Origin of the sequence: Hohaiivirga grylli, from assembly GCF_039655745.1 — a bacterium.
Taxonomy (GTDB): domain Bacteria; phylum Pseudomonadota; class Alphaproteobacteria; order Rhizobiales; family Beijerinckiaceae; genus Hohaiivirga; species Hohaiivirga grylli.
Map to the genome: position 1 here is coordinate 427,930 of NZ_JBBYXI010000003.1, position 24,450 is coordinate 452,379.

Sequence of the window (24,450 nt, forward strand, 5' to 3'; positions counted from 1 at the left end):
ATGACATCTGTACTTTGTCCCTTGTCTTTACAGACAATTTTTTATGATGGTCGCCCTGTCGTTGGGGCAAAAGTGTATGTTTATGAGGCTGGAACAACTACGCCTAAGACTGTTTTTAGAGATAATGTGATGCAGGCAGCCCATTCTCGCCCAATTTTGACAAATGGCCATGGGATGGTTCCGCCTATTTACGTGGGTAAAGGTGATTACAAGCTTAGAGTTGTTACGCCGGGTGAAGTTATTATTTCTGAGGTAGATGGTTTGTCTGGATCATTTACTTCTGATGGTACTGAGCCGAATGAGACATATCCGCTTCAAGATCCTAATGCGACTTTAAGAACTGGTGATATCCTTGCTGCTTTCAGGACAGGGGCAAAAGCTGGTTTTGTCCGCTGTAATGGTAATACGATTGGGAACTCACAATCTGCGGCATCTGAATTACCTTTTGGTGAGCCAGCTGGTGATACTCAGCCTCTTGGTACTGCGTTTAATTTGTTTGTTCATCTCTGGGAGCTCCAGGAAGTAGGACTTTACTTGCCAGTATATGCCAATGGCTCAGAGGTTACTCGTGGATCTACTGCTATTTCAGACTGGAATAATAATCGCCAGCTTGGTTTGCCGGACCTGCGAGGCCGAGTTCCTATGGGGCTTGACGGGATGGGCGGCCCGACTTCTTACCGTTTGCAGATACAGCGCGAAATCACGACAACTAAAGGTAGTACAGAAGCATATGTGACAGATGCAGATGGTATTATTGCAGGAATGGTGATCATTGGAACGGGTATCCCAACCGATACGATTATTAAGTCAATAGAAGGGATGAAGCTTATTCTTTCTATGCCGGCATCATCATCTACGAGCGCAATGATGAAGATGTCACTTTTTAAGGATGCATCTGTGTTGGGAGCAGAGGGTGGTGATACTATGTATTACCTGACGCAGGAGCAGCTTCCAAGCCATAGTCATAAAGCTGCAACCGCAATAACAGCAGCCGGAAAGCATGTGCATGGTGGTCGGACAAGCGATATGGGCGCCCATGCTCACAATATTAGCTCTTTGACGATAGGACCGGTAATCGCTGGTGTTGCAGGTGGCGGGAATTATTTTCTTGGCGATAATGTGCGGTCGACAGATTATGCCGGTGCCCACTCCCATGATCTGATAGTTTATGAGAATGGAGAGCACTCCCACGTTGCTAAAACAGATATTGCTTTGACTGGTGAGAACAAAGCTTATGCTGCTCTACCGCCTTCTTTGCTTCTGTCTTATTACATAAAATTGTGAGGCATATATGAGTGTCAGATTACGCCTGTCCCCGGTTAGTAATCGGGAGGCATGGATAGATCGTGTCCAGATTACAGATGAAAATGGGAAGCCTTTTGATCTGTTGAATGCTCAAGCCAGAATGAGTCTGAACTATCAACCTAACAATAGCTCAGTGTTTACGGCACAACAGGGTGATGGGCAATTATTCGCAAAAGATAATGGAATTCTCGAATGGGAATTTGATGTTAGCCGCATGCGAACTTTATGCCCCGGTATCTATAACGTTGGAATGGTCGCCAATATTGAAGGTATTGCCCGACAAATTTTTACCGGAACGATTGAGGTTGAGAAGGGAAATGTACCATGAGTGAGATTCAAGTTCGCATTATGAAAGCGGGTCTGTCCGGTAAAAATGCATGGACGCCCGTGATAGCTGTTGTACCTGACGAGTTCAGGCTTGTTATGCAGGTGTCTGACTGGATGGGCGGGGAAGGTGAGAAACCCGTATCTGGGCTTTATATCGGACAAAATGGGTACGTTGAAACCATTGCCGATGCTGTTGATGTTAGAGGCATAGGACAAAAGGGCTGGACGCCTGTTATTTCCGTTCTTCGTGACGGTGATCGTAGGGTCATGCAAGTAACATCATGGATCGGTGGCGAGGGCGAGCTTCCAGAGGTCGGTAAATATGTTGGAGTATCCGGATTTGTTGATGAGATATCCCTCGCAACAGATATTCGAGGTATGACCGGTGAAAGAGGCTTACAGGGAGAGCAAGGGATACAGGGAATTCCCGGACCTATTGGCCCAGAGGGGCCTGTCGGGCCAGAAGGACCTGAAGGGGCGCAAGGCCCAAAAGGAGAGACTGGTCCAGCATGGGGTTCTACAGTCAATATCATCCAAAATGAAAACCTGGCACAGATGCCGGCTAATACGATTAAGGGAAGGCTGGACACAGATGGTAATCCACAAAATCTGACTAGTGATCAAGCCCGGGAATTGCTGGGCTTTAACCTTCATGATTTAATGCCGACTGGTGCAGTTATTGACTGGCCTTTTTTGATTGCTCCAGATGGATGGCTAATAATGGAGGGGCAATTATTATCACGGTTAAATTATAAAAAACTTTGGTATACGGTGAATACCTCGGCACGGCTTGTAACAGAAGCTCAATGGGCTGAAAGTGATTGGGGGACTTTTAGTTTTGGAGATGGTGAGACAACTTTTCGGTTACCTGATCCTCGGGGAGAGTTTATTAGAGTTTTTGATGGTGAAAGGGGAGTTGACGCTGAGCGAGAATTAGGTAGTTTTCAAGAGCAATTATTACAACCCCATAAACATCGTACAGCAATAGGTTGGGATGGGAATGGGTTCTATGGTCATCAAGATAATTCCGCTCAAAAAGCTCCTGTCTTTGGTTCTGATGTAGTAGCTAATGCTAGTAGGTTGTATGTGACAGGCTCTTCTTCTATTGAACCTGCTCGACGGGCATTTACAGATATAAATATGGGAATGAGTGGAGAGAATCGCCCGAGAAATATCGGGTGGAATAAAATATTAAAGTATTAACACTGCATGATATTATTTCTTTTCTATGCGTGATACTTTACTAAATAAATGAGCAAACTCTTTTAAAAATAAGGATACAGATGGCAATGTACAAAAATGAGATGCTTCCTCCTGTTTTTGATGTTGATTTTTACAAGCAACATCTACCAGTGTTCTCGTCTTTGAATAGCCAAGAATTACGTAATCATTTTAGAGAGAGTGGAATTTACGAAGGACTTTCAGGAAGTCCGCCTGCAAGCCGTGAGGAATTTATAAAAATTGTCCAGAAAGAGAAAAGCATTCTTGAGATTGGACCGTTTCATACTCCAGCAGTTGTGGGAAAAAATGTTTCTTATTTTGATGTTCTTAATCAAGAGGAATTAATTAAAAGAGCTCTGGAAATTGGTTTTGAAACTAAACATGTCCCTTATATAAACTATGTTTCTAAAGATTGCAGTCTTGATATTGTGGATCAGAATTTTTCTGCCGTTTTTGGTAGTCATAGTATTGAACATCAGCCAGATTTAATTGATCATCTTTCCGGGGTTTCTCGAATTTTAGAAGATGAGGGCAGATATTATATTATATGTCCTGATAAACGTTATTGTTTTGATCATTTTGTGCGGGAAACAGATTTAGTTGATGTCTTGGCTGCTCATGCGCTTGGCATGAGGGTTCATGAGCCCAGGAGCCCGATTGCCCAAAGATTATACTCAACTCATAATGATGCAAATAAGCATTGGCGCGGAGAGCACGGGGAAGCTCGCTATAAAGAATACCCGGAAACACTTCAAAAGGTGTTAAGTGGTGTACTTCCTGATGGGCAATATCACGATTGTCATGCGTGGCAGTTCACGCCAAACTCATTCTATGAGATTACATCTTTTCTATATAATGCAGGCTTTAGTGATCTCTATCCTGAGCGTATTTACCATACTCCTTATGGGAGAGTGGAGTTCACTGCCGTTTTAAGGAAAAGAAGTAAAAATTCTACAATAGAAATTGAACCTTATATCTCTGATGTTAATAGTGAATTAAATAAAAAGGGAAAACTTGAAGCTTATTATAGAAACTTGATATTGGAAAAGAAGTCTCTTCAGGAAGAGAAAGAGCGTCTTCAGAATGAAATTAACGTAATTTATAAATCTAAGGGGTGGAGACTTACTTCCATATTAAGGCGGATAAGAAATCTTCAGTTTAATTGATACAATGGTGCAAAAAATTAATATTGATGGTTTGAAACTAATAAAACAATGGGAAGGTTTAAGAACAACAGCTTATAAGGATGTTGTCGGTATTTTAACGATTGGATATGGGCATACTTCTTCTGCAGGTGCTCCTGTTGTTTCTTCTGGGATGAAGATTACGGAGACAGAGGCTGAAGAGATTTTGAAGCGTGATCTGGAAAAATTTGAAAAACGCGTTACTGAGCTTGTCAAAGTTCCTCTGACAGATAATCAGTTTGCAGTTCTGGTTTCCTTTGATTTTAATACGGGTGCTCTGCATAAATCCACTTTGTTGAAAAAACTGAACGCTGGGGATTATGCTTCGGTGCCAGCAGAGCTAATGAAGTGGATTAATGCTGGCGGGAAGAAAGTGAAGGGGCTCGTTAATCGGCGGGCTGCAGAATGTGGTCTATGGGTTAAAGGTGAATTTGTTGCTTCAAATTATATTGAAGCTTCTAGTGAACAACAAAGCGTGACGCATTCACCTGAAGGTCAGGCTGCTGCTGTTGCGAGTGTTGGTGCGTTGGGAACCGTTTTTACGGAGGCCGCTAATCAGATTTCACCTTATGTTGAGAGCTTGCCTAGCATTCGTTATGTTTTTATTGGATTGACTTTAATTGGGGTAGCGCTTGGTTTTTATGCGACGTTCCGTCGGCTAAAAGGTCTGAGTGCATGCTAGCTATCTTAGCCTGGTTTACAGGTACAAAGCTTGGCAGGGCTCTGATGACATGTATTGCAGCTTTTGCTGCTTTTTTTTATGCCATTTCTAAAGCTTTCTCTCGAGGCAGAGATGTAGAGAGAGCACTGCAAAATCAGGAAGCTGTCAGCGCTCATCAAAAACGGAGTAAGATTAATGATGAAACTTCCAAGTTGGGCAATGCTTCCGTTTGTTCTGATTTGTCTCAGTGGGTGCGGCAAAAACCAGATGGTGGGGAATAGTTGTTCTGGCTGGCAACCTATTCGTCCTCAGGCTACAGATATTCCTAATCTGAGCTCAGATACTGCACGCCAGATACTCTCCCATAATAAGTTTGGTCAAAGCGTTTGTGGGTGGGAGCCATGATAGATCAGGAAAAATTGTATAAAGACTTACCACCGCGGACACGGGATTTCTTTGAGCAATTACGTGAAGAAGATATTGAGTTATTGCAGGACGGATTGCAGCTTGTACGTTCCACTCAGACAATATCTAAGTTCATAAAGTGGTTTATTATTACACTTGTTGGAATTTTTATTGCTTCAGTTGGCATTGCTGAAAATATTATGAAAGTTGCCAGTTGGTTTAAAACAGGCAAATGATAATTTAAATGGCCCCCGGGGATTTCTCCCCGGGGGCCATTTTTGTTATGGTTTGAGAATAGATCGCGCAATCATCCATGATGGTAGAATTGCAACGAGTGCTCCAGCCAATGCTACTAAAGGGATATGCTGCATTGCATTAACTTCAAGTTGAGGAACGAGCAGGACAACAGTAACAAAACATCCTGCTAAAACAACGGCCGCCAGAATCCAGATCAAAATACCCAGCTTCAGCATACTTTCACCTCATAGCTACTTCACGATGAAAATAGCATGAAGGAAATGTGATATACTTCTATGATTTCGGTCAAAATATTGAAATACTTTGGTTGACTAAAGAGCCGCATTCTATGTTGGAGGAGATATTTTTTCTGATGTTGGGGCTGTTATAATTTCTTGTCTGCTCTATTTTGTTGAAAGAGATATTAGAGGAGATTCCTATGGGATTGCTTAGTTTTATTAAAAGTGCTGGTGCTAGTCTGTTTGGTAGTGGTGAAGCAAAAGCCGCCACGGCAGAAGAGCTTAAAAAGGCGATTGAGGATCATGGCCTTGCTTCTAAAGGCGTGGAGGTTTCAGTTGATGGTGATACAGTTACATTGACCGGAAATGCACTTTCAACAGAAGAGGCTGAGAAGATCGCTCTTACGGTTGGAAACACTGTTGGCGTTGCGAAAGTAGATAATAAAATTGCAATTGAACAACCTGGTTCAGAATCTGTGATGTATACCGTTCAGAAGGGCGATACACTCTGGAAAATTGCAGAAGCCCATTATGGAAAAGGGCAGGGAGCTAAATATACTGACATCGTTAAGGCAAACACCCCACCTGTAAAAAATCCGGATCTCATTCAGCCCGGTTGGGTCCTTCGAATTCCCAATGCTGTGAAATAAGCAGTCCTTAAAAGAACATGCAGCGGTTACATTAATGTAACCGCTTTTTTATTGGTATGAGCAAGCTTTTCTTCCCGCCTTTTGTCTTAGTCTATTAGCTTTCTTTAGGGCTTGTCAGAGTTTTAAATATTGGAGAGGCTGGAACGCCTGACAGTATAAATGAACCTGGCTGCAGGATGTGTTCGGAATAACCGCACAGGGTTCAATGGCAACAAAAGGATTGATTATGAAAGAATACGGCCATTTTATTGGAGGAATGCCTGTTTCAGGGAAGAGCGGTCGTTTTGGAGATGTTTACACTCCAATGACCGGAGAAATTTCTGCGAAGGTTTCTTTGGCTTCAGCATCCGAAGTTGCTGAAGCTGTTAAAAATGCAAAACTCGCACAACCTGCGTGGGCTGCAACGAATCCGCAGCGTAGAGCTCGCATCCTTATGAAGTTTCTAGAGCTTGTGCATGCTGAATATGATGAACTTGCTGAGCTGTTGGCTCGCGAACACGGTAAGACTATTCCAGATGCTAAAGGGGATATTCAACGAGGTCTTGAAGTTATCGAGATGTCAATTGGTGCCCCGCATCTCTTAAAAGGTGAATTTACTGACGGAGCAGGCCCGGGAATTGATGTTTATTCAATGCGCCAGCCTCTAGGGGTTGTTGCCGGTATTACACCTTTCAACTTTCCGGCAATGATTCCATTATGGAAAGCAGGTCCTGCAATTGCTTCTGGCAATGCATTTATTTTAAAGCCCTCAGAGCGAGATCCGGGTGTTCCTCTCAGATTAGCTGAGTTGTTCATTGAAGCTGGTCTACCTGCCGGTATATTCAATGTTGTGAATGGTGATAAAGAAGCCGTTGATGCCATTCTTGATGATCCAGAGATCAAGGCTATTGGTTTTGTCGGCTCGACCCCGATTGCCAAGTACATTTATAGCCGTGGTTGTGCCAATGGGAAACGTGTCCAGTGTTTTGGTGGGGCGAAGAACCATATGGTTGTCATGCCAGATGCTGATATGGAACAGACGGCCGATGCGCTTATTGGGGCAGGTTTTGGCTCTGCTGGTGAGCGCTGTATGGCAATCTCTGTGGCAGTGCCTGTTGGACAGGAAACTGCTGAACGTTTGGTTGCTGCCCTTGTTCCTCGGATTAAAGAACTCAAAATCGGGCCCTCCACTGATGATAAGGCCGATTATGGACCATTAGTTACCAAAGCTCATCTGGAAAAGGTACTGAGTTATGTCTCACAAGGTGTGGAAGAGGGAGCTCAATTACTTACTGATGGGCGTAATATCAAGGTTTCTGGCTATGAGAACGGGTTCTATCTTGGAGGATGCCTGTTTGATCACGTAAAACCCGATATGCGTATTTACAAGGAAGAGATATTTGGGCCAGTCCTATCAATTGTACGCGCCAAAAACTATGAGGAAGCGGTCTCCCTTATCAATAGTCATGAATTTGGAAATGGCGTATCAATTTTTACTCGTGATGGCGATGCTGCTCGTGATTTTACCTCTCGTATTGATGTTGGAATGGTAGGAATCAATGTTCCGATACCTGTGCCTGTTGCGTATTACACATTTGGTGGCTGGCGTGGCTCCAGTTTTGGAGATTTGAACCAACACGGACCAGATGCCTTTAGATTCTATACAAAAACGAAGACAGTTACATCACGCTGGCCTTCCGGCATTAAAGATGGTGCGGAATTCTCTATTCCTACGATGCGCTAAATATATAAGGCGCTGCATTCATAAGCTGCAGCGCCTTATATTATCTAGTTTTCAAAGCTTTTAATTTTATTTGAAGTAATAATCTTATATTCGACATAATAAGGCGTAGCTTGCGGTAGCGGGGTTAAGTTAGGAGATTCTATTGTCCTTAGTTTCACAATATAAGATTTCAGATGTGAGCCGTTCTGATCTGAAGCAAGGTATGGCGGATGGAAGTATTATCTTGATAGATATACGTGAACCTTATGAGTTTATTGCGGGACATGTGCCCGGTGCGCTCTCTTTGCCTCTATCCCAATTTGATCAGACATCGCTGCCAAATGATACAACAGCTCGCGTTGTGTTTATGTGTGCAGCGGGTGTGCGCACTGCTAAACTTCTCGAAGCATTGCAAGATGCTGGTTTTGATTATTGCGAACATTACCAAGCTGGTTTTAAAGATTGGTTGGCTTCTGGAGAAGAAATAGAATTCTAGCTATTGAAGGTTGAGGCTATTACTTTCACTAAAGTAGATATACCAACTTTTTAACTAAATCATTTTTTCAAATTATATTTTGAGGGTGCGGAACGGCACTGAATTTTGAGTTGTATTTATGATCTATAATTTTTGAGTAAGTTTAAATATGTTCTAAAGTGTGTCAGGGGGGATTTAAGCGTGAGCTTGATAACCTGCTGCATCTCAAAACTTAGAGTACAACTCAGGAGGTTCTTATGCTTCGTTCCCTTATCGCTGCAGCAGCTGTTACTGTATGTGCAACAGTTGCTTTTGCAGAGACCGATGTTGTTTCCCATCGTATTGAATTAATGAAAAATGCTGGTGATGCAACGAAGCCTGTTGCTGATATGCTGAAGGGTGCTGCACCTTTTGATATTGAGAAAGTTAAGGCGGCTCTCGCTTCTTATGAGAAAGCAGCTAAGGAATATCCTTCTCTCTATCCAGAGAACAGCAAAGAAGGAAAAGATACAACAGCTTCTCCAAAAATTTGGGAAAATAAAGCTGATTTTGATGCAAAGCTTGCAGCTTGGGGAAAGGCCTCTGCTGACGCTTCTGCAAAAATAACAGATGAAGCTTCCTTTAAAAGTGAAATCAAAACAGTACTGGGCGCCTGCAAAGGTTGCCATGACGATTATCGTATTAAGAAATAATAATTATATTAGGCCGGAGAGGGAGCTCTCCGGCCTTTTTTGACATTAAGAGAGTTAAGAGCATACGGGGAGGCGGCGTTGGAAAAGGCAGAACATAATTTTAAAGAAACTGGGCATAAAGTACCTGTGTGGGATGTTGCCACTCGCTTGTTCCACTGGACACTTGTGACGCTTATTGTTCTTGCTTTTGTAACGAATAACTTTGCTGATAAAATAGGTTTCAATTGGCACAAGATTAATGGATACGCCATTCTCGCATTGGTTTTTTTCCGTCTGATGTGGGGAATTTGGGGAAGTTCTACATCCCGGTTTATTAATTTTGTAAAGCCTTTTGCCGCAATCCGCTATTTCCTTGAAATGTTTTCTGGTAAGGGCAAGCATTATCTGGGGCATAATCCAGCTGGTGCTATGATGATTGTTGCTCTTTTGCTTGTCGTTGCAGCTCAAGCAATTTCAGGTCTGTTCACTGCCGATGATATCTCTATGATGCTTTTTGCCGGGCCATTTGCGTCGGATGTTTCAGAAAGTACAGCTGAATGGATGAGCTACTTTCATCGCATCGGCCCTAATCTTATTATTGCTTTGGTCTGCATTCACGTTCTCTCAAACATTGCGTATGCTGTGTTAAAACGCGATGGTATGATTACTGCAATGGTTACTGGTTGCAAAAAATCAGGCAATTATTCTGATGCTCAAAGTGCACGTCTGTCGCATCAGGGGCTTGCCTTTACATGCTTCGTATTTTCAGCAGCCGTTGTGTTTGGTATCGTTTACTTATGGGGTGATGCGCCATTCTTATGAGATCGCGAATCCTTCTAAGATTTACGTAGGCTCGTCAAAAAGTTTTTTATTGCAGGTATACCTTCCTCTACTAAGTTGAAGGATGAGGTTTCATATAGCCAACCTGTAATTATGCCTTTGATCATTGTTTGGAGGGCGAGGGCAGCCGATTCTGGTGACCAGATTTCAGAGAGAGAGTTTCTGTCCTCTGCAATTTTTAAAATATTGATGATGAGGTGCCGGACTTCTTGCTCAAAATGTGCCGCTTTGGAGAAACCGCGGTCAAATTTGGTATTATGCATCTCTCTGAATATGACCTGAAATAGCTGTCGCCTGTCAGGGATTTCAGCAAGATCAATGAAAAAGCGTTGGGTTGTAATGCTTAAGGCAGCAAGTGGATCAAGGCTTTCATCTATACCAAGTCTGCTTACCAGTTCTTCCATTGGTGAGCGTTCAACTTCCTGAATGGCAAGAAGAACACCAAACTTGTTTTTAAAATGCCAGTGAACTGCGCCGCGTGTGAAACCAGCTTTACTGGCGATATCATCCAGTGTCGTTGCCGCAAAACCCTTTTGGACAAACAGTATACGCGCAGCCTGTAAAATTAATTGACGTGTTTCTTCAGCTTCTTGTTTGGTGCGACGCATGCCATTCTCCAGAGGGACATATCATATAAGGCCTAAGCAACCTATTGCGTATCAGAGTGCATAATTAAAGCGTTGATAAGCTCAGAGCTATATCCATACATCGCGTATGTATGTGACATTTGGCACTGTACATCCGGGATGGAATAAATAAGGTGGCGCTCTAATTGGAGTATTAGATTCCAGATACTTTATCCTTATATCCAAATAAGGTTATGTATCTTTGTTCGTTTTTTGTTGCTTTGCCTTGAAGGGGTCGCTCGTGCCTGGATTTTCTGTTCGCCAAATCGCTCTGTCAGGAGCTTTCCTTGCAATGACTTTACCTGCCTACGCACAGATGGGCGGCCCTTCCGGACCACCTCCTGTCGGGGTTATTACGATTGAGTCAAAGCCTGTGGTTGATCGGACAGAGGTTTCAGGGCGTGTACAATCGACAGATCGTGTCGCTTTGGTTGCACGTGTTACTGCTTACCTAGAAAAACAGCTGTTTGAAGATGGCGCCGATGTAAAGAAAGGCGATCTTCTTTACAGGTTGGAACGAGGCCCGTTCGAGGCTGATGTTGCTGCGAAGAAAGCCATCGTTGCTCAGCAGGAAGCTCAGGGTGAACTTTCTAATTTGACACTTGCTCGCGCTACTCAGCTTCTTGCTAAAGATGCAGGTTCCCAAAGTACTGCCGATAATGCCCGGGCAGCTCAGAAGAGTGCTGTAGCTCAGATCGAATCTGCGAAAGCGCAACTTAAAAATTCGCAGATCAGTCTGGATTATACTGAAATTCGTTCTCCTATTGATGGTCGCATCGGTCGTTCATCAGTCACAGAAGGAAACGTTGTTGGGCCTACATCAGGAACTTTGGCTACAGTTGTTAGTCAGGACCCAATGTATGTCGTATTCCCGATGTCCGTTCGTGCCTTGGAAGAGTTGCGTGATAAGAATGCTGACAAGGGTGGGCTGGATGCCGTAAAGGTCAATCTGAGGCTGCCAAACGGAAAGATCTATTCCCAAACGGGTAAGATTGACTTCGTCGATACGACTGTTGCTCAAGGTACAGATACTATTACGCTTAGAGCCGTGATTGCTAATCCAAAACTTCCAGAAGGAGTTGGTAGCAAATCATTAGGTCGTGAACTTATTAATGATGAGTTTGTAACTGTTATTGTTGAAGCTGCCAGTAGCCAGAAACTACCATCAGTTCCTCGTGCAGCGATTATGTCAGATCAACAGGGTGATTTCGTATACGTTGTCAATAAAGAGAATGTAGCTGAAATTCGCCGGGTTAAGCGTGGTGTCTCAACACCTGTTATTGCTTCGATTGTTGAGGGGCTTAATGACGGCGATCAGGTTATCCTTGAGGGGACACAAAACCCAGCATTCCGGGTTGGTATCCCTGTAAAGCCTGTTCCGGCGACTTCCCAGGCTCTTGGTGAAGGAAAATAACTAGTGATTTCGTCTATCTTTATTGATCGCCCACGTCTGGCAATCGTTATCTCAATTATCCTGTCATTGGCAGGATTACTTTCCCTCACCCGTATTCCGGTTGAACAGTTGCCGGATATTGTTCCTCCTTCAGTCACTGTTAGTGCCAATTATCCGGGTGCTTCTGCAGAGATTGTTGAGGCGACAATTGCTCAGCCTATCGAGTCAAAAATCCTTGGCGTCGATAAGATGATTTATATGAAGAGTACGAGCGGTAACGACGGTTCATACTCTCTGACTGTTAGTTTTGATCTCGGCACGGACTCTGATATTGCAACAGTTAACGTCAATAACCGTGTTCAGACGGCAATGTCTCAATTGCCTGCTGAAGTTCAGGCTCAAGGTTTAACAGTTTCAAAGAAATCAGCCTCAATTCTGCAGTTCGTGTTTTTGACATCTGAGAATGAGAAATTCGACTCTCTCTACCTTACAAACTATGCCGTTATCAACGTACTTGATGAGCTGTCTCGAACAGCAGGTGTTGGTCAGGCAACTTTGTTTGGTCGTTTAAACTATTCAATGCGCATCTGGTTTGATGCGACGCGATTAAACAGTTTGAACCTCGTGCCATCAGATATCATCAATGCTATTCGTACTCAGAATACGCAGGCTGCGATCGGTCGCTTGGGTGCAAATCCAATGCCAGAAGATCAGCAGTTCCAGCTGAATATGCAGACACAAGGGCGTCTGACAACACCTGAAGAGTTCGGGAATGTTATCGTACGCGCTAATCCAGATGGTTCTGTCCTACGGGTAAGGGATGTTGCTCGTATTGAACTTGGTGCACAAAATGAAGATGCAAGTAGTCGTCTGAATGGTAGAGAAGGTGTTGGTATGGGGCTGTATCTCGCCTCGGGTGCCAATGCTGTTCAGGCTTCTAAGAATGTTGAAGAGACACTCTCAAAACTGCGTCAGCGTGTGCCAGAAGGCATTAAGCTACAAACTGTTTTTGACTCGACAACATTCGTGAATGACACGATTGCCGAAGTGTTTAAAACACTCTTTGAAGCTTTCGCTCTGGTTGCTATCGTTGTGTTCCTGTTTCTTGGGAACCTGCGCGCAACTATTATTCCGGCGGTTTGTGTTCCGGTCAGTCTGGTGGGTACTTTCGCCGTTCTTCTCGTAATGGGTTATTCGGCAAACACGATCTCTCTTCTCGCTCTGGCGCTGGCAATTGGTATTGTCGTTGACGATGCTATTGTGGTGGTGGAGAACGTTGAACGTGTGATGGAAGAAGAACCAGAACTGTCTCCTGTGGATGCAACAAAGAAAGCAATGGAACAGGTTACTGCACCTATTATTGCAATTACTCTGGTTCTGCTTTCCGTGTTCGTACCGATTGCCTTTATTTCTGGTATTTCTGGTGCCTTGTTCCGTCAGTTTGCGGTTACAATCAGTGCCTCAATGGTGATCTCTGCTATTAATGCATTGACTTTGTCACCAGCACTTTGTGCTCTGTTCTTGCGTCCTGCTCATAACCGTAAAGGTGTTATGGGATGGATTAGTGAAAAGATTGACCAGACAAGAGATGGATATGCCCATATTGTCCAAAAGGGATTGCGTGTATCTATTCTTTCTCTTGCTGTTGTCGTTTTCTGCGGATTAGCCACATATGTCTTCTCTCTTTTCACGCCGAGCAGCTTTTTGCCGGAAGAAGATCAGGGCGCGTTCTTTGTAAGCATACAGTTGCCTGCTTCAGCTTCTTACTATCGCACCAAGGAAGATGTTGAGAAAGTTGAGAAAATATTGCAGCAGATGCCTCAGGTAGAGAATGTGGTCTCAATTGTAGGCTTCTCGCTGCTTGATGGCTTCTCTGCAAGTAATGCGGCCTTTATGGTTGCAAAGCTTAAGCCATTTGAAGACCGCAAAGCTGCATCAGATAATGCCAAGGTTCTCATCCAGAAAATGATGGGACAAACCGGTCACATCATGACCGCCTTCATTTTTGGTTTCAATCTACCGCCTATTATGGGAATTTCAGCATCTGGTGGTTTTGAATATCAGCTTGAAAGTCTTGAGGGGGCGGATCCTGCAAGTATGGCGAGTGTTGCGCAGGGATTGAGTGCCGCTACTCGTGGGAATCCAAATATCCTTTATACTCGAACCACCTATGTTGCGAATGCACCTTCAATTTTCCTCGATATAGATCGTGATAAGGCACAAGCTTTGGGCCTGAGCATCAATGATATCTTTACATCTCTGCAATCAACCTTGGGTGGTTATTACATTAATAACTTCAACATGTTTGGTCGTACATGGCAGGTCAATATTCAAGGTGAAGCAGCGGACCGCCGAGATATCAATGATATCTGGAATATCTATGTCCGTAACAGTAGTGGTGAGATGGTTCCGTTACAGTCTATTGCAACAGCTAAGACGATTACCGGACCACAGTTCATTCAGCGTTATAACAACTATCGTTCCGTTACCATAAATGGGGCGCAGAACTTTGGCGTTTCCTCTGGTACGGCTATGGATACAATGGAGGAAATTTCTCAGAAAGTACTGCCGGCTGGTTACGGCTATGAGTGGACTGGTATGGCATATCAAGAGAAAAAGGCGGCTGGTCAGACAATGATCATTCTGTCTCTTGCCTTGCTATTCGCTTATCTGTTCCTTGTTGCATTGTATGAAAGCTGGGTCATTCCTATCCCGGTTCTGCTTTCTGTGTCTGTGGCTGTTCTAGGTGCCTTTATTGGCTTGCTTATCTTTGGTCTGGCGCTTGATCTTTATGCGCAGATTGGACTTGTGGTGCTGATTGCTCTTGCGGCAAAGAACGGTATTCTTATCGTTGAGTTTGCGAAAGAGCAGCGTGAAGCAGGTTTAAGTATTGAAGAAGCAGCGATGACGGGGGCCAAGCTTCGTTTCCGTGCTGTTATGATGACATCTATTGCTTTTATTCTCGGCCTTGTACCGATGGTTTGGGCAAAGGGCGCTTCGGAGATTGCACGACAGGCTGTCAGTACGCCGGTATTTATGGGAATGTTGTTTGCTAGTAGCATTGGTATTTTCATCATTCCGATGCTGTACACAACATTCCAGAGAATGCGCGAGCGTGTGAAAAAACAGTTCTGGGAAAAACGCTCCCATCCAACTGCATCACGTGCGATGCACTGATAAATATCTTCTCGAAGACAAAAGAGCGGGGGAGAAATCTTCCCGCTCTTTTTTATGCCACTTTATAAAATTATAAACTATTGCGATGTCTATTCATCAGATATTCAACTAAACGATTTAATTTCGAAGAACTGAAAAATTTAATGCAGGTGCGATAATACAGCTGTAAAGCATCATAGATTTTTGATGAGAATTTTTATTGGAATTTATTTCTCTCATTGCGCTTTAATGAGATAATGAACAAGTTCAAACACAGAATGCATACAAGCAATAGAGCTTAATCCCCGTAATTGCTGTCGAGTGGGGATGAAGCGAGGGCCGGGTTGAGTAATCAATCCGGCCCTTGTGATTTTAAATTTATGCCTGTCGGCGATTAATCCATAACGGCGGCTTTGAGAATACAGACCATCATTGCACGACCTGGTTCTGTTCCTATGCAGCGAACTGTGTGGGGCCTGTCGCACCGATAGCGCAACGTTTCACCAGCTTTGGCTGTCTGAATTGCATCGCCAACTTCAACTTGGAACTCGCCTTCGAGCACAGAGAGACACTCAACAGAGCCCCGCTGGTGGGCATCAGAATCCAGAAAACCTTGAGGATCAGCCTGGACGTCGTACCACTGAAGCCATTCAACTGTTTTGATCCAGCCAATAATTGTCAAACGCATCCGTCCGTCATCGGAGACCAGAATAGGAGTATCTGCCTTGGAGGATTTATCAATAAACGGTTCTTCGTCGCTTGTGGCCAGAACACGCTCAATTGAAACATCAAGTGCCTGAGATAGACGCCAAATTGTTGCAAGTGTTGGGTTTGTCTCATTACGCTCAATCTGGCTGATAATTGATTTTGCAACGCCTGATTGCTCGGCCAGCTCAGAGAGCGACAGGTTGTAGGCTTTTCGCAAACGCTGGACAGTTTTTCCCAGTTGTCCAGATAGTGCCATGGCACCACTTTCCAGACTACGTAGACGTTCTTTACCTTCAACACCCATTATTTTCGCCTCAATACGTTCCACAAATAGAACATATGTTTGTTAGACCAAACGGCAAGAAAAAGGAAGACCCTTTAAGGCATTGAGTGCCATGTTTCTGAATAGGTGTGTGTATCTGTTGGTATGGAAAGCCTCGTTTCATCACTTCCATAACTTATGGAAGTGATGAACTGGTCCTATCCCGTGGCCTATATGCAAGCTGTCTGCTGCTTTCAGAGCCGCCGTCAGGTATCGTTTAGCTTCTGTAATAGCCTCGCGTAAATCTGCACCCTTGGCAATGAAAGCTGTAATTGCAGATGATAAGGTACAACCGGTTCCATGAGTATTGTGGCTGTTTAAGCGCGCAGAGCTGAGGCGATAAACGCCATTGTGATCTAGCAGAATATCTGTACTCTCTGGCCCGTTACCATGTCCACCTTTTATCAAGACAGCTTTGGGGCCAAGTTTTAATAGCCGCTCAGCTTGAGAAATAACCTCTTGTTCATTGGAAGCAGGGTGATTGTCGCCAAGGATAACGGCAGCTTCTGGTAGATTGGGCGTAATTAAAAGAGCAAGGGGTAAAAGGCTTTCTTTGAGTGTTGTGACGGCTTCCTCTGCAATCAATCGATCTCCACTCGCTGCAACCATAACCGGATCAAGAATGATCTGGGCTTGATTGTATTTTCCCAAACCATTCGCAACAGCTTGGATAATGTCTGGTTGAGAGAGCATGCCAATTTTAACAGCATTCACGTCCAGATCTGAAAATACGCTATCAATCTGCTGTTTCACGAAGTCTGGGGGGATGTTGTATATCCCCTGAACGCCACGTGTGTTCTGGGCAGTCAGGGCTGTAATCACGCTTGCGCCATAGACACCAAGAGCTGAAAAAGTTTTCAAATCAGCCTGTATTCCGGCACCGCCACCAGAATCCGAACCTGCAATAGTTACTGCGATAGCTGTCATATTGGTATCTCTGGATGCTTACTGGTTATGCTGAGCTTGAAAAGCTTTGGTAATAACTTCATTCAAGGATTGAGCTGCAGATGTAATATCATCAGGGGAGAAAAGGGCAGATATGATGGCAATACCATCAGAACCCGCTTCAATAACCGATGCTGCATTCTTGTGATTAATCCCTGAAATAGCACCGACAGGCAGAAAAGGCTGTCTGGAACGGATTTGTCTGGCCAGTTTTGAGAAGCCGTCTAGGCCGATAGATGCGCCCGCATCATCCTTGCTGTTGGTTGGGAAAACACTCCCAATACAGGCATAATCTACTGGGAGCTTGCTGCATTCTTCTGCATTGATGGCATTGTTGACTGTCAGGCCAATGATGGCGGAGGCGCCGAGAATATGTCGCGCGTCCTGTGCGTACATATCGGATTGACCAATGTGAACACCTTCAGCACCTGATGCCAGAGCGACATCAATACGATCATTGATAAGAAGAGGAACGGATGTTCCTGCAAGAACATTCTTGATGGCCCGGGCTTGCTCAATCATTGGGCGCGTATCAGATGTTTTATCTCTGTACTGGATTAAGGTTGCACCACCCTGAACCGCAGCCAATACAAGCTCATGTAATGGACGTCCACGCGCAATCTGCGGATCAATAATTCCGTAAAGGCGAATATCAACACTGGTCATGTTTTATCCGTAATAGAAAGTTTATCTGAGTTTTGAGGGCGATATAGGGATGCCGTAAGGCTGAAGAAGCCAAATGCAACGTTATTCTGAGATTTGGATCTATGTACAATACCATCTCTCTTTCCTCCGCCGGCATGATCCGGATCAGGTTCATGGGTTGGTACAGACCTCTCAGCCCTAAAGGGCACCCCAAGGAGATGTTAGGATACTAGCTACTTGCTGAAACAGAAGCAAGCAAGAGAATGATATCAGCCCCATAGTTCAGGCGTTGGCGGATAGAGCAGGCTCTGTTCACAATGAAGGGGTGGCGTCCTGTCTGCTGATAAAAGCAGAGGACCATCAAGATCAACATATTTTGCCTTTGAGGCTAAGATCATAGCGGGTGCCATTGCCAAGGATGAGCCCAGCATACAGCCAACCATAATATCCATGCCAAGCTGCTGGACTTCATTGGCAACTGAAAGAGCCTCATAGAGGCCACCTGTTTTATCGAGCTTGATATTAACCAGATCATATATGCCAACAAGAGTGGGGAGGGCCTCTCTGCGATGTGCGCTTTCATCTGCACAAAGCGGCACAGGCTTATCTATTGTTTTGAGAATATGGTCGAGCTCTGCCGGCAGGGGCTGTTCAATCATGGCGTATCCAGCGTCAGAACATGCCAGAAAATGCTCCGGTAGATTATTCTCTGTCCAGCCTTCGTTGGCATCTGCAATAAGTGTGGCATTCGGCGCGCCAGAACGGACGGCTTTGATCCGCTCAATGTCCAAATTATCCCCCCCACCGAGTTTGACCTTAAGCAAAGGCCGATCAGCTGCTTTTACCGCTGACTTATTCATGACTTCTGGTGTGCCAATACTGATTGTGAAAGCGGTTGTTACCGGCGCCCAATCCTTGGCACCAGCTGTAATATGAGCTGGAATACCTGTTACTTTTGCTTCCAGATCCCAAAGCGCATTATCAATCGCATTGCGAGCCGCTCCAGCAGGTATGATGCGACTTAATGCTTCATGAGAAATACCATTCTCGACAGAGGGACGAATATTTTCAATTTGCGCGATAACACTGTCAACGCTTTCACCATAGCGTGCATATGGCGTGCATTCCCCGCGTCCAATCTTTTGATTATTGAGGTCTGTTAGTTCAACCGTTACAACGATTGCTTCAGTACGTGTCCCTCGCGATATAACGAAAGGTTCTTTTAAAGGAAAATGATCAATTTTTGTCTGTATTTTGCAGGGGATCATTGATATGCACCTTAACTATTTTATCGCTTTTATTAAAGTACTTAGGTTAAGAAATTAGTTCGTTCTTTTTTAGTGGCAAGGATTTTCTGCGTGCACTCAGCAGATATTGATAATGAACCGAAGATAGATGTCAGTCATGCTGACAATCAGGTTCATATTGCCTTGCAGGGAGACTGGACCTCAAGTCTTGGAAAAAGGGCTGATGATTACGCGGCAAGACTTGTCGAGATACAGGAAAATCAGCCAGTTATCTTTGATCTGTCTGGTCTGGGACGGCTGGATACAGTTGGCAGCTGGCTGATTATTCGTTCAGCACGTACACTTGAGAGCCGAGGTATCAAAGTTCAGATACAGGGGCAAAGTGCAACCCATGATATTCTTCTGACTGAAATATCTTCTCATACGGTTGAGGAAAAGCAGGAAGAAAAGCAATCTGGACTTGTTACTTTCTTATCTGAAATTGGAAAGTCAGTTATCCAGACACGCCAGGATGCCTATGATGGTATTGTCTTTTTTGGTCAGGTTGTCTCGGCGTTAATCCGTGTTCTGTTCAGGCCAAAATCATTTCGTTTTACGTCGCTTGTTACACAGATGGAGCAGGTTGCTCTTCGTGGTGTGCCGATCATTGTTCTGATCTCGTTTCTTGTTGGCTGTATTATTGCGCAGCAAGGTATCTTTCAGCTGAAGACATTTGGGGCAACAGTTTTTGTTGTTGACCTGATCAGTATTCTGACATTGCGCGAACTGGCCGTTCTCCTTACTGCAATTATGATTGCAGGTCGTTCTGGTTCTGCATATACGGCAGAGCTCGGATCCATGAAAATGAGTGAAGAGGTTGATGCTTTACGCGTAATGGGGCTTGATCCGATTGAAGTTCTGATTGTCCCGAGAATTCTGGCTCTTATTATCGGATTGCCACTTCTCACTTTCATCGCATCAATGTCCGGTTTGTTGGGCGGTGCAATTACGGCTGCACTCTATGGTGATATTCCATCGGATGTCTTTTTGACACGGCTTCAGTCTGCAATTGCTATGAATACCTTTTTTGCCGGCATTATAAAGGCGCCTTTCATGGCTTTGGTTATTGGTGTTATTGCCTGTTCCGAAGGCTTGGCTGTTAAGGGATCAGCTGAATCGTTGGGGCGTAATGTGACTTCGGCAGTTGTGAAGTCCATCTTCATGGTTATTTTGATGGATGGTATCTTCGCTATGTTCTACGCAGCGATTAACTTCTGAGGTCCAATGAGCAAGCCTGAGCCAAAAAATATGCCGCAGAATAATGATACTTCCCAGAAGGAAGTCGTCATAAGTGTGCGTGGCTTGGAAGTTGGTTTTGGTCCTAAAACAATTATGAAGGATCTTAATCTTGATATTTATCGGGGTGAGATTCTTGGCTTCGTAGGTGCTTCGGGTACGGGTAAATCCGTTTTAACCCGTACTATTCTTGGGCTGATTAAAAAACGCGCGGGTGAAATCAACGTATTTGGCCAGAATGTTGATGGTCTTTCTCATGATGAGCGCCGGAAGATGGAGCAGCGCTGGGGTGTTCTCTTTCAGCAGGGGGCATTGTTCTCAGCCCTGACGGTCAAGCAAAATGTTCAGGTGCCGATGCGGGAATATCTGTCTCTTCCTCAGGATGTTCTGGATGAGATGGCAATGCTGAAGATTCAGATGGTTGGTCTTCCAGCTGATGCGGCTGATAAATTTCCTTCAGAACTTTCTGGTGGTATGATCAAGCGTGCGGCTTTGGCGCGTGCTTTAGCTTTAGATCCGGATATCCTTTTCTTGGATGAGCCAACATCAGGGCTTGATCCGATTGGTGCGGGTGATTTTGATGATCTCATTGAAACACTGCAAAAAACACTTGGCCTGACAGTTTTCATGGTCACACATGATTTGGATAGTCTCTACTCAGCTTGTGATCGTATTGCTGCACTTGGTCAGGGAAAAATTATAGAGCAAGGGCCGATTGAACATATGTTGCAATCAACAAATCCTTGGGTACATTCTTATTTTCATGGTAAGCGGGCTCGTGCTGTGCTTGCAGGGCAGCATGAGGCATAATGATATGGAAACAAAAGCAAATTACGCCCTAGTGGGAGCCTTTACTCTGGCAGTCATTGCTGGAGCGTTCGCTTTTATCTACTGGTTTGCCGACCTTGGCTCTGCCAAGCAGCGTAAAACACTGGATATCATATTCTCAGATTCCGTTTCTGGTTTGTCTGTTGGGGCCAGTGTTCTGTTCAATGGTATCCCAGTTGGGCAGGTAATGAATATCCGTATCCGGCCAGAGGACCCGCGGCAGGTTGAGGTTCGTACCCGAATTGATGATGGTACACCGTTGCGGATGGATACGACAGCAATGCTTGAGTATCAGGGCTTGACCGGTGCTGCTTCTATATCACTGACAGGTGGTGATCCACGCGCAGCCGATCTCGTTGCTGCGAAGGGGGATGACTTTCCCGAGCTTTATGCCAAGCGTTCTGACTTTCAGAGCCTGATGGAATCTGCCCGTAATATTGCTGCCCGTGCCGATGATCTTGTAACACGTATGGATAAGTTGGTTGGTGATAATCAGGAATCTATTACGAAGATTGTCAAAAATGTTGAGAACTTTTCTGATGTGCTCGGTGATAGCTCTTCAGGTGTAAAGAGATTTTTGGATCAGATTGGCGATTCAGGTAAGGGAGCTCTTGATGAGGTTCATGCTGCAGCTGCTTCAATCAAGAAACTTTCTGATCATCTGGAAGGTCAGTTGAATGAGATTGCAGAAGGTCTGAAGCGCTTTACAGGCTCTGGCCTGCAGCAGTACCAGAATCTGGCTGTCGAAGGCCGTAAGTCACTGAATGAACTGAATAAGCTTATTCAGGGGATACAACGCAATCCGCAGCAGTTTATTTTAGGGCCTCGCTCATCTATGCCCCAGTATAACGGAAGATAAGAACGGACGAATGTTATGACAAAGAAACCTTCATTCCAGAAGAAAGTCCTTTCCTGTTCTCGTCTTGCCAAGACGGGGTTGGTATCCGTTATATTAGTTGGGCTTGCTGCCTGCGGGACTGGTCCGGCCCCAACGACCTATGATCTGTCAGCTCCGACAACAGGTATCAAAGCGCGCCTTGGTGGACAGATTGTTATTGCAACGCCAACGGCTCTTCAGGCTCTGAGTGATCAGAATATTGTCGTTCGTAATGAAACGGGTGCAATGACATTTTTAGGCGGAGGGCAGTGGGCTGATCAACTGCCAAACCTGATACAGGCCCGCCTCATCAATACATTCGAAAACGGTTCAAAGCTTCGTGCTGTTGCTCTGCCATCAAGTGGTGTCATTGCTGATTATCAGCTTGTCTCAGATGTACGTGCCTTTTACGTCGTGACACCTGGGAATGAAGCGGTTGTCGAATTGTCTGTTCGTCTCGTGAATGCACGGACAGGACAAATCATACGCGGGAAGGTCTTTACAGCTAAGCGTCAGGTTGGTGACGGCCTCAATGCCGGAAGTGCCGCCGTTGCACTGAATGACGCTTTGTCATCTGTTCTGCTTGAAATTGCACGTTGGGTTGGCTGATCAGCGATCAGCCAATAATTGCGTGTGGCAGGAAACGTGAATCGTTCTTGGTAATTGGTGTCGTATCTTCGCGAACACCAATACCGGCTGCTTCATCTGCAATAATCCAACTGCCAATAACCGGATAATTTCCATCTATGCATGGGATATTTGCCAGAGCTTGTCGGATATAACCCTCGCCACCATAGGCGCCATCAGCCCGATCAATAACAGCCCCATCTTTCATCAGCATGATATTTGCGCCTTCACGTGAAAACAGGGGTTTTCTGGCAAATGATGTACCCAGGGCCCATTTCTCACGATCATCTTCAAAGAAAGCGGGTAAAAGATTGGGGTGATCAGGGGCCATGTCCCATAACAGAGGTAATATGCCTTTGTTAGAAAGAATAGCTTTCCAGCATGGTTCAAGGAAGCGGGTTGGCGTATCGCCAAGATTGGCGGCATAGCTGTCACCCAGCATCCATTCCCATGGGTAAAGCTTGAAGATCAGTTCAATTGGCGTAGCATTCTGGTCGCAGAAATAGCCGTCCGTCAGCAGACCAATATCCTGAATATCTACAAATTCAGTTGTCAGGCCTGCCAGTTTACCACAGTCCTGAATATAGGAAGCTGTGCCCATATCTTCTTCAGATTCACTCATACAGCTTACATGAAAGGTTTTTCCGGCTGCAATAGAGGAGAGGGCGGCAATCAGGCGGTCATGAATTGAGTTAAACTGGTCAGCATCAGCAGGCAATGTACCGGATGCCATCAGCTCTTCAAGCCAGGACCATTGGAAACAGGCCGCTTCATAAAGGGCTGTCGGAGTGTCAGCATTATATTCCAGAAGCTTTGCAGGTCCATTGCCGTCATATGCAAAATCAAATCGACCATAAAGGCTTCTGTCGCCTCGGTTATAACTACTTGCGATAGCATCCCATGCAGTCTGCGGAATGCTTAGACGTTTCAGAATCTCTTCATCGCGAACAGCACGAGCCACAATGTCGAGAGCCATCTGATGCAGCTCCTGTGAGGGATATTCCAACTGCTCTTCTATTTCTTTCAAGGTAAAGGCGTAATAGGCGGTTTCATCCCAGTAGGGCAGATTATCAATTGTGTGATATTTGAAGCCACTTTCTTCTGCGCTTTTACGCCAGTTTGGCCGTTCCTTTACCTTGATACGCTGCATATGATTATCCGCCATAGCTCCGGCTTGAATAACCGCGTCCGGTTGAACCAAAGCCACCGCGTGAACGAACGGCTGATTTTATTGCACTGCCGCCACGCGGAATAACGTTGAACCCGGCACGGTTGCCTGAACGGAACTCTGCAACCGGGGTTTTGACAGCGCGTGCCGCAGCAGCACCAGTGCGGGCATAATAACTTCTGCCAGTATTACTGGAATAACAGGAGGCTCCGGCGGCCCCACCGCCTGCACAGCCATAGAGAGGAGCGGCAGATGCCGCAGATTGTGTTCCCTGCATCATGCGGGCAGCCATGAAGCCCATCATCATCGGCATGAAATAGCTTGTGCTGCCAGATGTCGCCTGTGAGGCTTGAGCTGTTGTGGTTGTATTATTATCTGTCGCGACTGTTTCGCCTGTTGCAGCTGTCGGGGCCGTTGCGCATTGACCGGCTCCGTAATCCTTCTCACAATCTTCTTTTGTCACGAAGCGTGGCGCTGTCTGCGCATAGGTTGTCATGGCTTCGCCAAATCGGGCCTTACAGGTTGCTTCTGCAACACCTGATGAAATGCAATCACTGACCGATGTGAAAATATCGCTATCTGTCACTGCCTCGGTATTATTAGAATACCATGAGTAGGCAATGATGGCTGCTCCGGCAACAGTAACAAGAGCTAGCGTAGATGATCTTTTCATATCGTCCCTCTGAACCTTGGTAGTTGAGATTCCCTTATAGGGC

General features: G+C 45.0%; 26 protein-coding genes and 1 riboswitch. Of the genes, 18 read left to right on the forward strand and 8 right to left on the reverse strand.

Annotated elements, in window-relative coordinates; genetic code table 11:
• The 7 genes from WJT86_RS10130 (at window position 1) to WJT86_RS10160 (ending at window position 5,339) form a co-directional block, all read left to right on the forward strand.
• On the forward strand, window positions 1–1,284 hold the full coding sequence (locus WJT86_RS10130) for a hypothetical protein (RefSeq protein WP_346337444.1): 1,284 nt from the start codon (window positions 1–3) through the stop codon (window positions 1,282–1,284).
• A gap of 7 nt (window positions 1,285–1,291) precedes the next feature.
• Entirely contained in the window at window positions 1,292–1,633 is a 342-nt protein-coding gene (locus tag WJT86_RS10135; protein WP_346337445.1) for a hypothetical protein, read from the forward strand.
• On the forward strand, window positions 1,630–2,835 hold the full coding sequence (locus WJT86_RS10140; RefSeq protein WP_346337446.1) for a tail fiber protein: 1,206 nt from the start codon (window positions 1,630–1,632) through the stop codon (window positions 2,833–2,835). Before WJT86_RS10135 ends, WJT86_RS10140 begins: the two co-directional genes overlap by 4 nt.
• A gap of 80 nt (window positions 2,836–2,915) precedes the next feature.
• Window positions 2,916–4,019 (forward strand): class I SAM-dependent methyltransferase, encoded by a 1,104-nt coding sequence (locus WJT86_RS10145; protein ID WP_346337447.1) that lies wholly within the window; start codon window positions 2,916–2,918, stop codon window positions 4,017–4,019.
• A gap of 4 nt (window positions 4,020–4,023) precedes the next feature.
• Window positions 4,024–4,719, forward strand: a complete 696-nt coding sequence (locus tag WJT86_RS10150) for a lysozyme (protein ID WP_407066944.1) — start codon at window positions 4,024–4,026, stop codon at window positions 4,717–4,719.
• 44 nt (window positions 4,720–4,763) lie between these two features.
• On the forward strand, window positions 4,764–4,979 hold the full coding sequence (locus WJT86_RS10155; RefSeq protein WP_346337449.1) for a hypothetical protein: 216 nt from the start codon (window positions 4,764–4,766) through the stop codon (window positions 4,977–4,979).
• A gap of 120 nt (window positions 4,980–5,099) precedes the next feature.
• Window positions 5,100–5,339, forward strand: a complete 240-nt coding sequence (locus tag WJT86_RS10160) for a hypothetical protein (protein ID WP_346337450.1) — start codon at window positions 5,100–5,102, stop codon at window positions 5,337–5,339.
• Between the two features lie 45 nt (window positions 5,340–5,384).
• On the opposite strand, the gene WJT86_RS10165 is transcribed toward WJT86_RS10160, so the two are convergent.
• The gene (locus tag WJT86_RS10165) at window positions 5,385–5,576 is read right to left on the reverse strand and encodes a hypothetical protein (protein WP_346337451.1); all 192 of its coding nucleotides are present in this window, start codon (window positions 5,574–5,576) and stop codon (window positions 5,385–5,387) included.
• 203 nt (window positions 5,577–5,779) lie between these two features.
• Between WJT86_RS10165 and lysM the strand changes: the two genes are divergently transcribed.
• The 5 genes from lysM (at window position 5,780) to WJT86_RS10190 (ending at window position 9,899) form a co-directional block, all read left to right on the forward strand.
• Entirely contained in the window at window positions 5,780–6,229 is a 450-nt protein-coding gene (lysM, locus tag WJT86_RS10170) for a peptidoglycan-binding protein LysM (protein ID WP_346337452.1), read from the forward strand.
• A 226-nt stretch (window positions 6,230–6,455) separates the two neighbouring features.
• Window positions 6,456–7,952 (forward strand): CoA-acylating methylmalonate-semialdehyde dehydrogenase, encoded by a 1,497-nt coding sequence (locus tag WJT86_RS10175; RefSeq protein ID WP_346337453.1) that lies wholly within the window; start codon window positions 6,456–6,458, stop codon window positions 7,950–7,952.
• 142 nt (window positions 7,953–8,094) lie between these two features.
• Window positions 8,095–8,427, forward strand: coding sequence for a rhodanese-like domain-containing protein (locus WJT86_RS10180; RefSeq protein ID WP_346337454.1), 333 nt, complete (start codon window positions 8,095–8,097; stop codon window positions 8,425–8,427).
• Between the two features lie 236 nt (window positions 8,428–8,663).
• On the forward strand, window positions 8,664–9,098 hold the full coding sequence (locus tag WJT86_RS10185) for a c-type cytochrome (RefSeq protein WP_346337455.1): 435 nt from the start codon (window positions 8,664–8,666) through the stop codon (window positions 9,096–9,098).
• Window positions 9,099–9,176: 78 nt separating this feature from the next.
• On the forward strand, window positions 9,177–9,899 hold the full coding sequence (locus WJT86_RS10190) for a cytochrome b/b6 domain-containing protein (RefSeq protein WP_346337456.1): 723 nt from the start codon (window positions 9,177–9,179) through the stop codon (window positions 9,897–9,899).
• Between the two features lie 14 nt (window positions 9,900–9,913).
• Here the strand turns inward: WJT86_RS10190 and WJT86_RS10195 are convergent, their stop codons facing one another.
• Window positions 9,914–10,525, reverse strand: a complete 612-nt coding sequence (locus WJT86_RS10195; protein ID WP_346337457.1) for a TetR family transcriptional regulator — start codon at window positions 10,523–10,525, stop codon at window positions 9,914–9,916.
• A 259-nt stretch (window positions 10,526–10,784) separates the two neighbouring features.
• Here WJT86_RS10195 and WJT86_RS10200 point away from each other — a divergent pair, with 259 nt between their 5' ends.
• Together WJT86_RS10200 and WJT86_RS10205 are read left to right on the forward strand one after the other, a co-directional pair.
• On the forward strand, window positions 10,785–11,957 hold the full coding sequence (locus tag WJT86_RS10200; protein ID WP_346337458.1) for an efflux RND transporter periplasmic adaptor subunit: 1,173 nt from the start codon (window positions 10,785–10,787) through the stop codon (window positions 11,955–11,957).
• A gap of 3 nt (window positions 11,958–11,960) precedes the next feature.
• On the forward strand, window positions 11,961–15,113 hold the full coding sequence (locus tag WJT86_RS10205; protein WP_346337459.1) for an efflux RND transporter permease subunit: 3,153 nt from the start codon (window positions 11,961–11,963) through the stop codon (window positions 15,111–15,113).
• Window positions 15,114–15,486: 373 nt separating this feature from the next.
• Here WJT86_RS10205 and WJT86_RS10210 read toward each other — a convergent pair whose 3' ends face one another.
• From WJT86_RS10210 to dgcA, 4 genes are all read right to left on the reverse strand, one after another.
• Window positions 15,487–16,104 (reverse strand): helix-turn-helix domain-containing protein, encoded by a 618-nt coding sequence (locus WJT86_RS10210; protein WP_346337460.1) that lies wholly within the window; start codon window positions 16,102–16,104, stop codon window positions 15,487–15,489.
• A gap of 141 nt (window positions 16,105–16,245) precedes the next feature.
• Window positions 16,246–17,049 carry a bifunctional hydroxymethylpyrimidine kinase/phosphomethylpyrimidine kinase gene (gene thiD, locus WJT86_RS10215; protein WP_346337461.1) on the reverse strand — a complete coding sequence of 268 codons (804 nt, stop codon included), beginning with the start codon at window positions 17,047–17,049 and terminating at the stop codon, window positions 16,246–16,248.
• Between the two features lie 18 nt (window positions 17,050–17,067).
• Window positions 17,068–17,733 carry a thiamine phosphate synthase gene (gene thiE, locus WJT86_RS10220; RefSeq protein WP_346337462.1) on the reverse strand — a complete coding sequence of 222 codons (666 nt, stop codon included), beginning with the start codon at window positions 17,731–17,733 and terminating at the stop codon, window positions 17,068–17,070.
• A 103-nt stretch (window positions 17,734–17,836) separates the two neighbouring features.
• Window positions 17,837–17,935: riboswitch (TPP riboswitch) on the reverse strand.
• Window positions 17,936–17,981: 46 nt separating this feature from the next.
• Window positions 17,982–18,977 (reverse strand): N-acetyl-D-Glu racemase DgcA, encoded by a 996-nt coding sequence (gene dgcA / locus WJT86_RS10225; RefSeq protein WP_407066954.1) that lies wholly within the window; start codon window positions 18,975–18,977, stop codon window positions 17,982–17,984.
• Between the two features lie 93 nt (window positions 18,978–19,070).
• Here dgcA and WJT86_RS10230 point away from each other — a divergent pair, with 93 nt between their 5' ends.
• Genes WJT86_RS10230 through WJT86_RS10245 form a run of 4 tightly spaced genes read left to right on the forward strand, consistent with a single transcriptional unit; the run spans window position 19,071 to window position 22,548 of the window.
• Window positions 19,071–20,216, forward strand: a complete 1,146-nt coding sequence (locus WJT86_RS10230) for an MlaE family lipid ABC transporter permease subunit (protein WP_346337464.1) — start codon at window positions 19,071–19,073, stop codon at window positions 20,214–20,216.
• 30 nt (window positions 20,217–20,246) lie between these two features.
• Window positions 20,247–21,044 carry an ABC transporter ATP-binding protein gene (locus tag WJT86_RS10235; RefSeq protein ID WP_346337465.1) on the forward strand — a complete coding sequence of 266 codons (798 nt, stop codon included), beginning with the start codon at window positions 20,247–20,249 and terminating at the stop codon, window positions 21,042–21,044.
• A 4-nt stretch (window positions 21,045–21,048) separates the two neighbouring features.
• Window positions 21,049–21,921: an MlaD family protein gene (locus tag WJT86_RS10240; RefSeq protein WP_346337466.1), complete on the forward strand. Its 873-nt coding sequence runs from the start codon at window positions 21,049–21,051 to the stop codon at window positions 21,919–21,921.
• Between the two features lie 15 nt (window positions 21,922–21,936).
• Complete coding sequence (locus tag WJT86_RS10245; RefSeq protein ID WP_346337467.1) at window positions 21,937–22,548, forward strand: ABC-type transport auxiliary lipoprotein family protein; 612 nt, start codon at window positions 21,937–21,939, stop codon at window positions 22,546–22,548.
• 7 nt (window positions 22,549–22,555) lie between these two features.
• Here WJT86_RS10245 and WJT86_RS10250 read toward each other — a convergent pair whose 3' ends face one another.
• Both WJT86_RS10250 and WJT86_RS10255 read right to left on the reverse strand, forming a co-directional pair.
• The gene (locus WJT86_RS10250) at window positions 22,556–23,716 is read right to left on the reverse strand and encodes a glutathionylspermidine synthase family protein (protein ID WP_346337571.1); all 1,161 of its coding nucleotides are present in this window, start codon (window positions 23,714–23,716) and stop codon (window positions 22,556–22,558) included.
• Window positions 23,717–23,720: 4 nt separating this feature from the next.
• On the reverse strand, window positions 23,721–24,407 hold the full coding sequence (locus tag WJT86_RS10255) for a DUF1190 domain-containing protein (RefSeq protein ID WP_346337468.1): 687 nt from the start codon (window positions 24,405–24,407) through the stop codon (window positions 23,721–23,723).
• Window positions 24,408–24,450 lie beyond the last annotated feature (43 nt).

Excerpts from the sequence above, each read along its gene's own strand:
- WJT86_RS10210 (WP_346337460.1), bottom strand. The coding sequence starts at position 16,104 with ATGGGTGTTGAAGGTAAAGAACGTCTACGTAGTCTGGAAAGTGGTGCC.
- WJT86_RS10250 (WP_346337571.1), bottom strand. The coding sequence starts at position 23,716 with ATGCAGCGTATCAAGGTAAAGGAACGGCCAAACTGGCGTAAAAGCGCA.
- WJT86_RS10165 (WP_346337451.1), bottom strand. The coding sequence starts at position 5,576 with ATGCTGAAGCTGGGTATTTTGATCTGGATTCTGGCGGCCGTTGTTTTA.
- thiE (WP_346337462.1), bottom strand. The coding sequence starts at position 17,733 with ATGACCAGTGTTGATATTCGCCTTTACGGAATTATTGATCCGCAGATT.
- WJT86_RS10235 (WP_346337465.1), top strand. The coding sequence starts at position 20,247 with ATGCCGCAGAATAATGATACTTCCCAGAAGGAAGTCGTCATAAGTGTG.
- thiD (WP_346337461.1), bottom strand. The coding sequence starts at position 17,049 with ATGACAGCTATCGCAGTAACTATTGCAGGTTCGGATTCTGGTGGCGGT.
- WJT86_RS10240 (WP_346337466.1), top strand. The coding sequence starts at position 21,049 with ATGGAAACAAAAGCAAATTACGCCCTAGTGGGAGCCTTTACTCTGGCA.
- WJT86_RS10175 (WP_346337453.1), top strand. The coding sequence starts at position 6,456 with ATGAAAGAATACGGCCATTTTATTGGAGGAATGCCTGTTTCAGGGAAG.
- WJT86_RS10150 (WP_407066944.1), top strand. The coding sequence starts at position 4,024 with ATGGTGCAAAAAATTAATATTGATGGTTTGAAACTAATAAAACAATGG.
- WJT86_RS10255 (WP_346337468.1), bottom strand. The coding sequence starts at position 24,407 with ATGAAAAGATCATCTACGCTAGCTCTTGTTACTGTTGCCGGAGCAGCC.
- WJT86_RS10155 (WP_346337449.1), top strand. The coding sequence starts at position 4,764 with ATGACATGTATTGCAGCTTTTGCTGCTTTTTTTTATGCCATTTCTAAA.
- WJT86_RS10135 (WP_346337445.1), top strand. The coding sequence starts at position 1,292 with ATGAGTGTCAGATTACGCCTGTCCCCGGTTAGTAATCGGGAGGCATGG.
- WJT86_RS10245 (WP_346337467.1), top strand. The coding sequence starts at position 21,937 with ATGACAAAGAAACCTTCATTCCAGAAGAAAGTCCTTTCCTGTTCTCGT.
- lysM (WP_346337452.1), top strand. The coding sequence starts at position 5,780 with ATGGGATTGCTTAGTTTTATTAAAAGTGCTGGTGCTAGTCTGTTTGGT.
- WJT86_RS10185 (WP_346337455.1), top strand. The coding sequence starts at position 8,664 with ATGCTTCGTTCCCTTATCGCTGCAGCAGCTGTTACTGTATGTGCAACA.
- WJT86_RS10145 (WP_346337447.1), top strand. The coding sequence starts at position 2,916 with ATGGCAATGTACAAAAATGAGATGCTTCCTCCTGTTTTTGATGTTGAT.
- WJT86_RS10195 (WP_346337457.1), bottom strand. The coding sequence starts at position 10,525 with ATGCGTCGCACCAAACAAGAAGCTGAAGAAACACGTCAATTAATTTTA.
- WJT86_RS10160 (WP_346337450.1), top strand. The coding sequence starts at position 5,100 with ATGATAGATCAGGAAAAATTGTATAAAGACTTACCACCGCGGACACGG.
- WJT86_RS10140 (WP_346337446.1), top strand. The coding sequence starts at position 1,630 with ATGAGTGAGATTCAAGTTCGCATTATGAAAGCGGGTCTGTCCGGTAAA.
- WJT86_RS10130 (WP_346337444.1), top strand. The coding sequence starts at position 1 with ATGACATCTGTACTTTGTCCCTTGTCTTTACAGACAATTTTTTATGAT.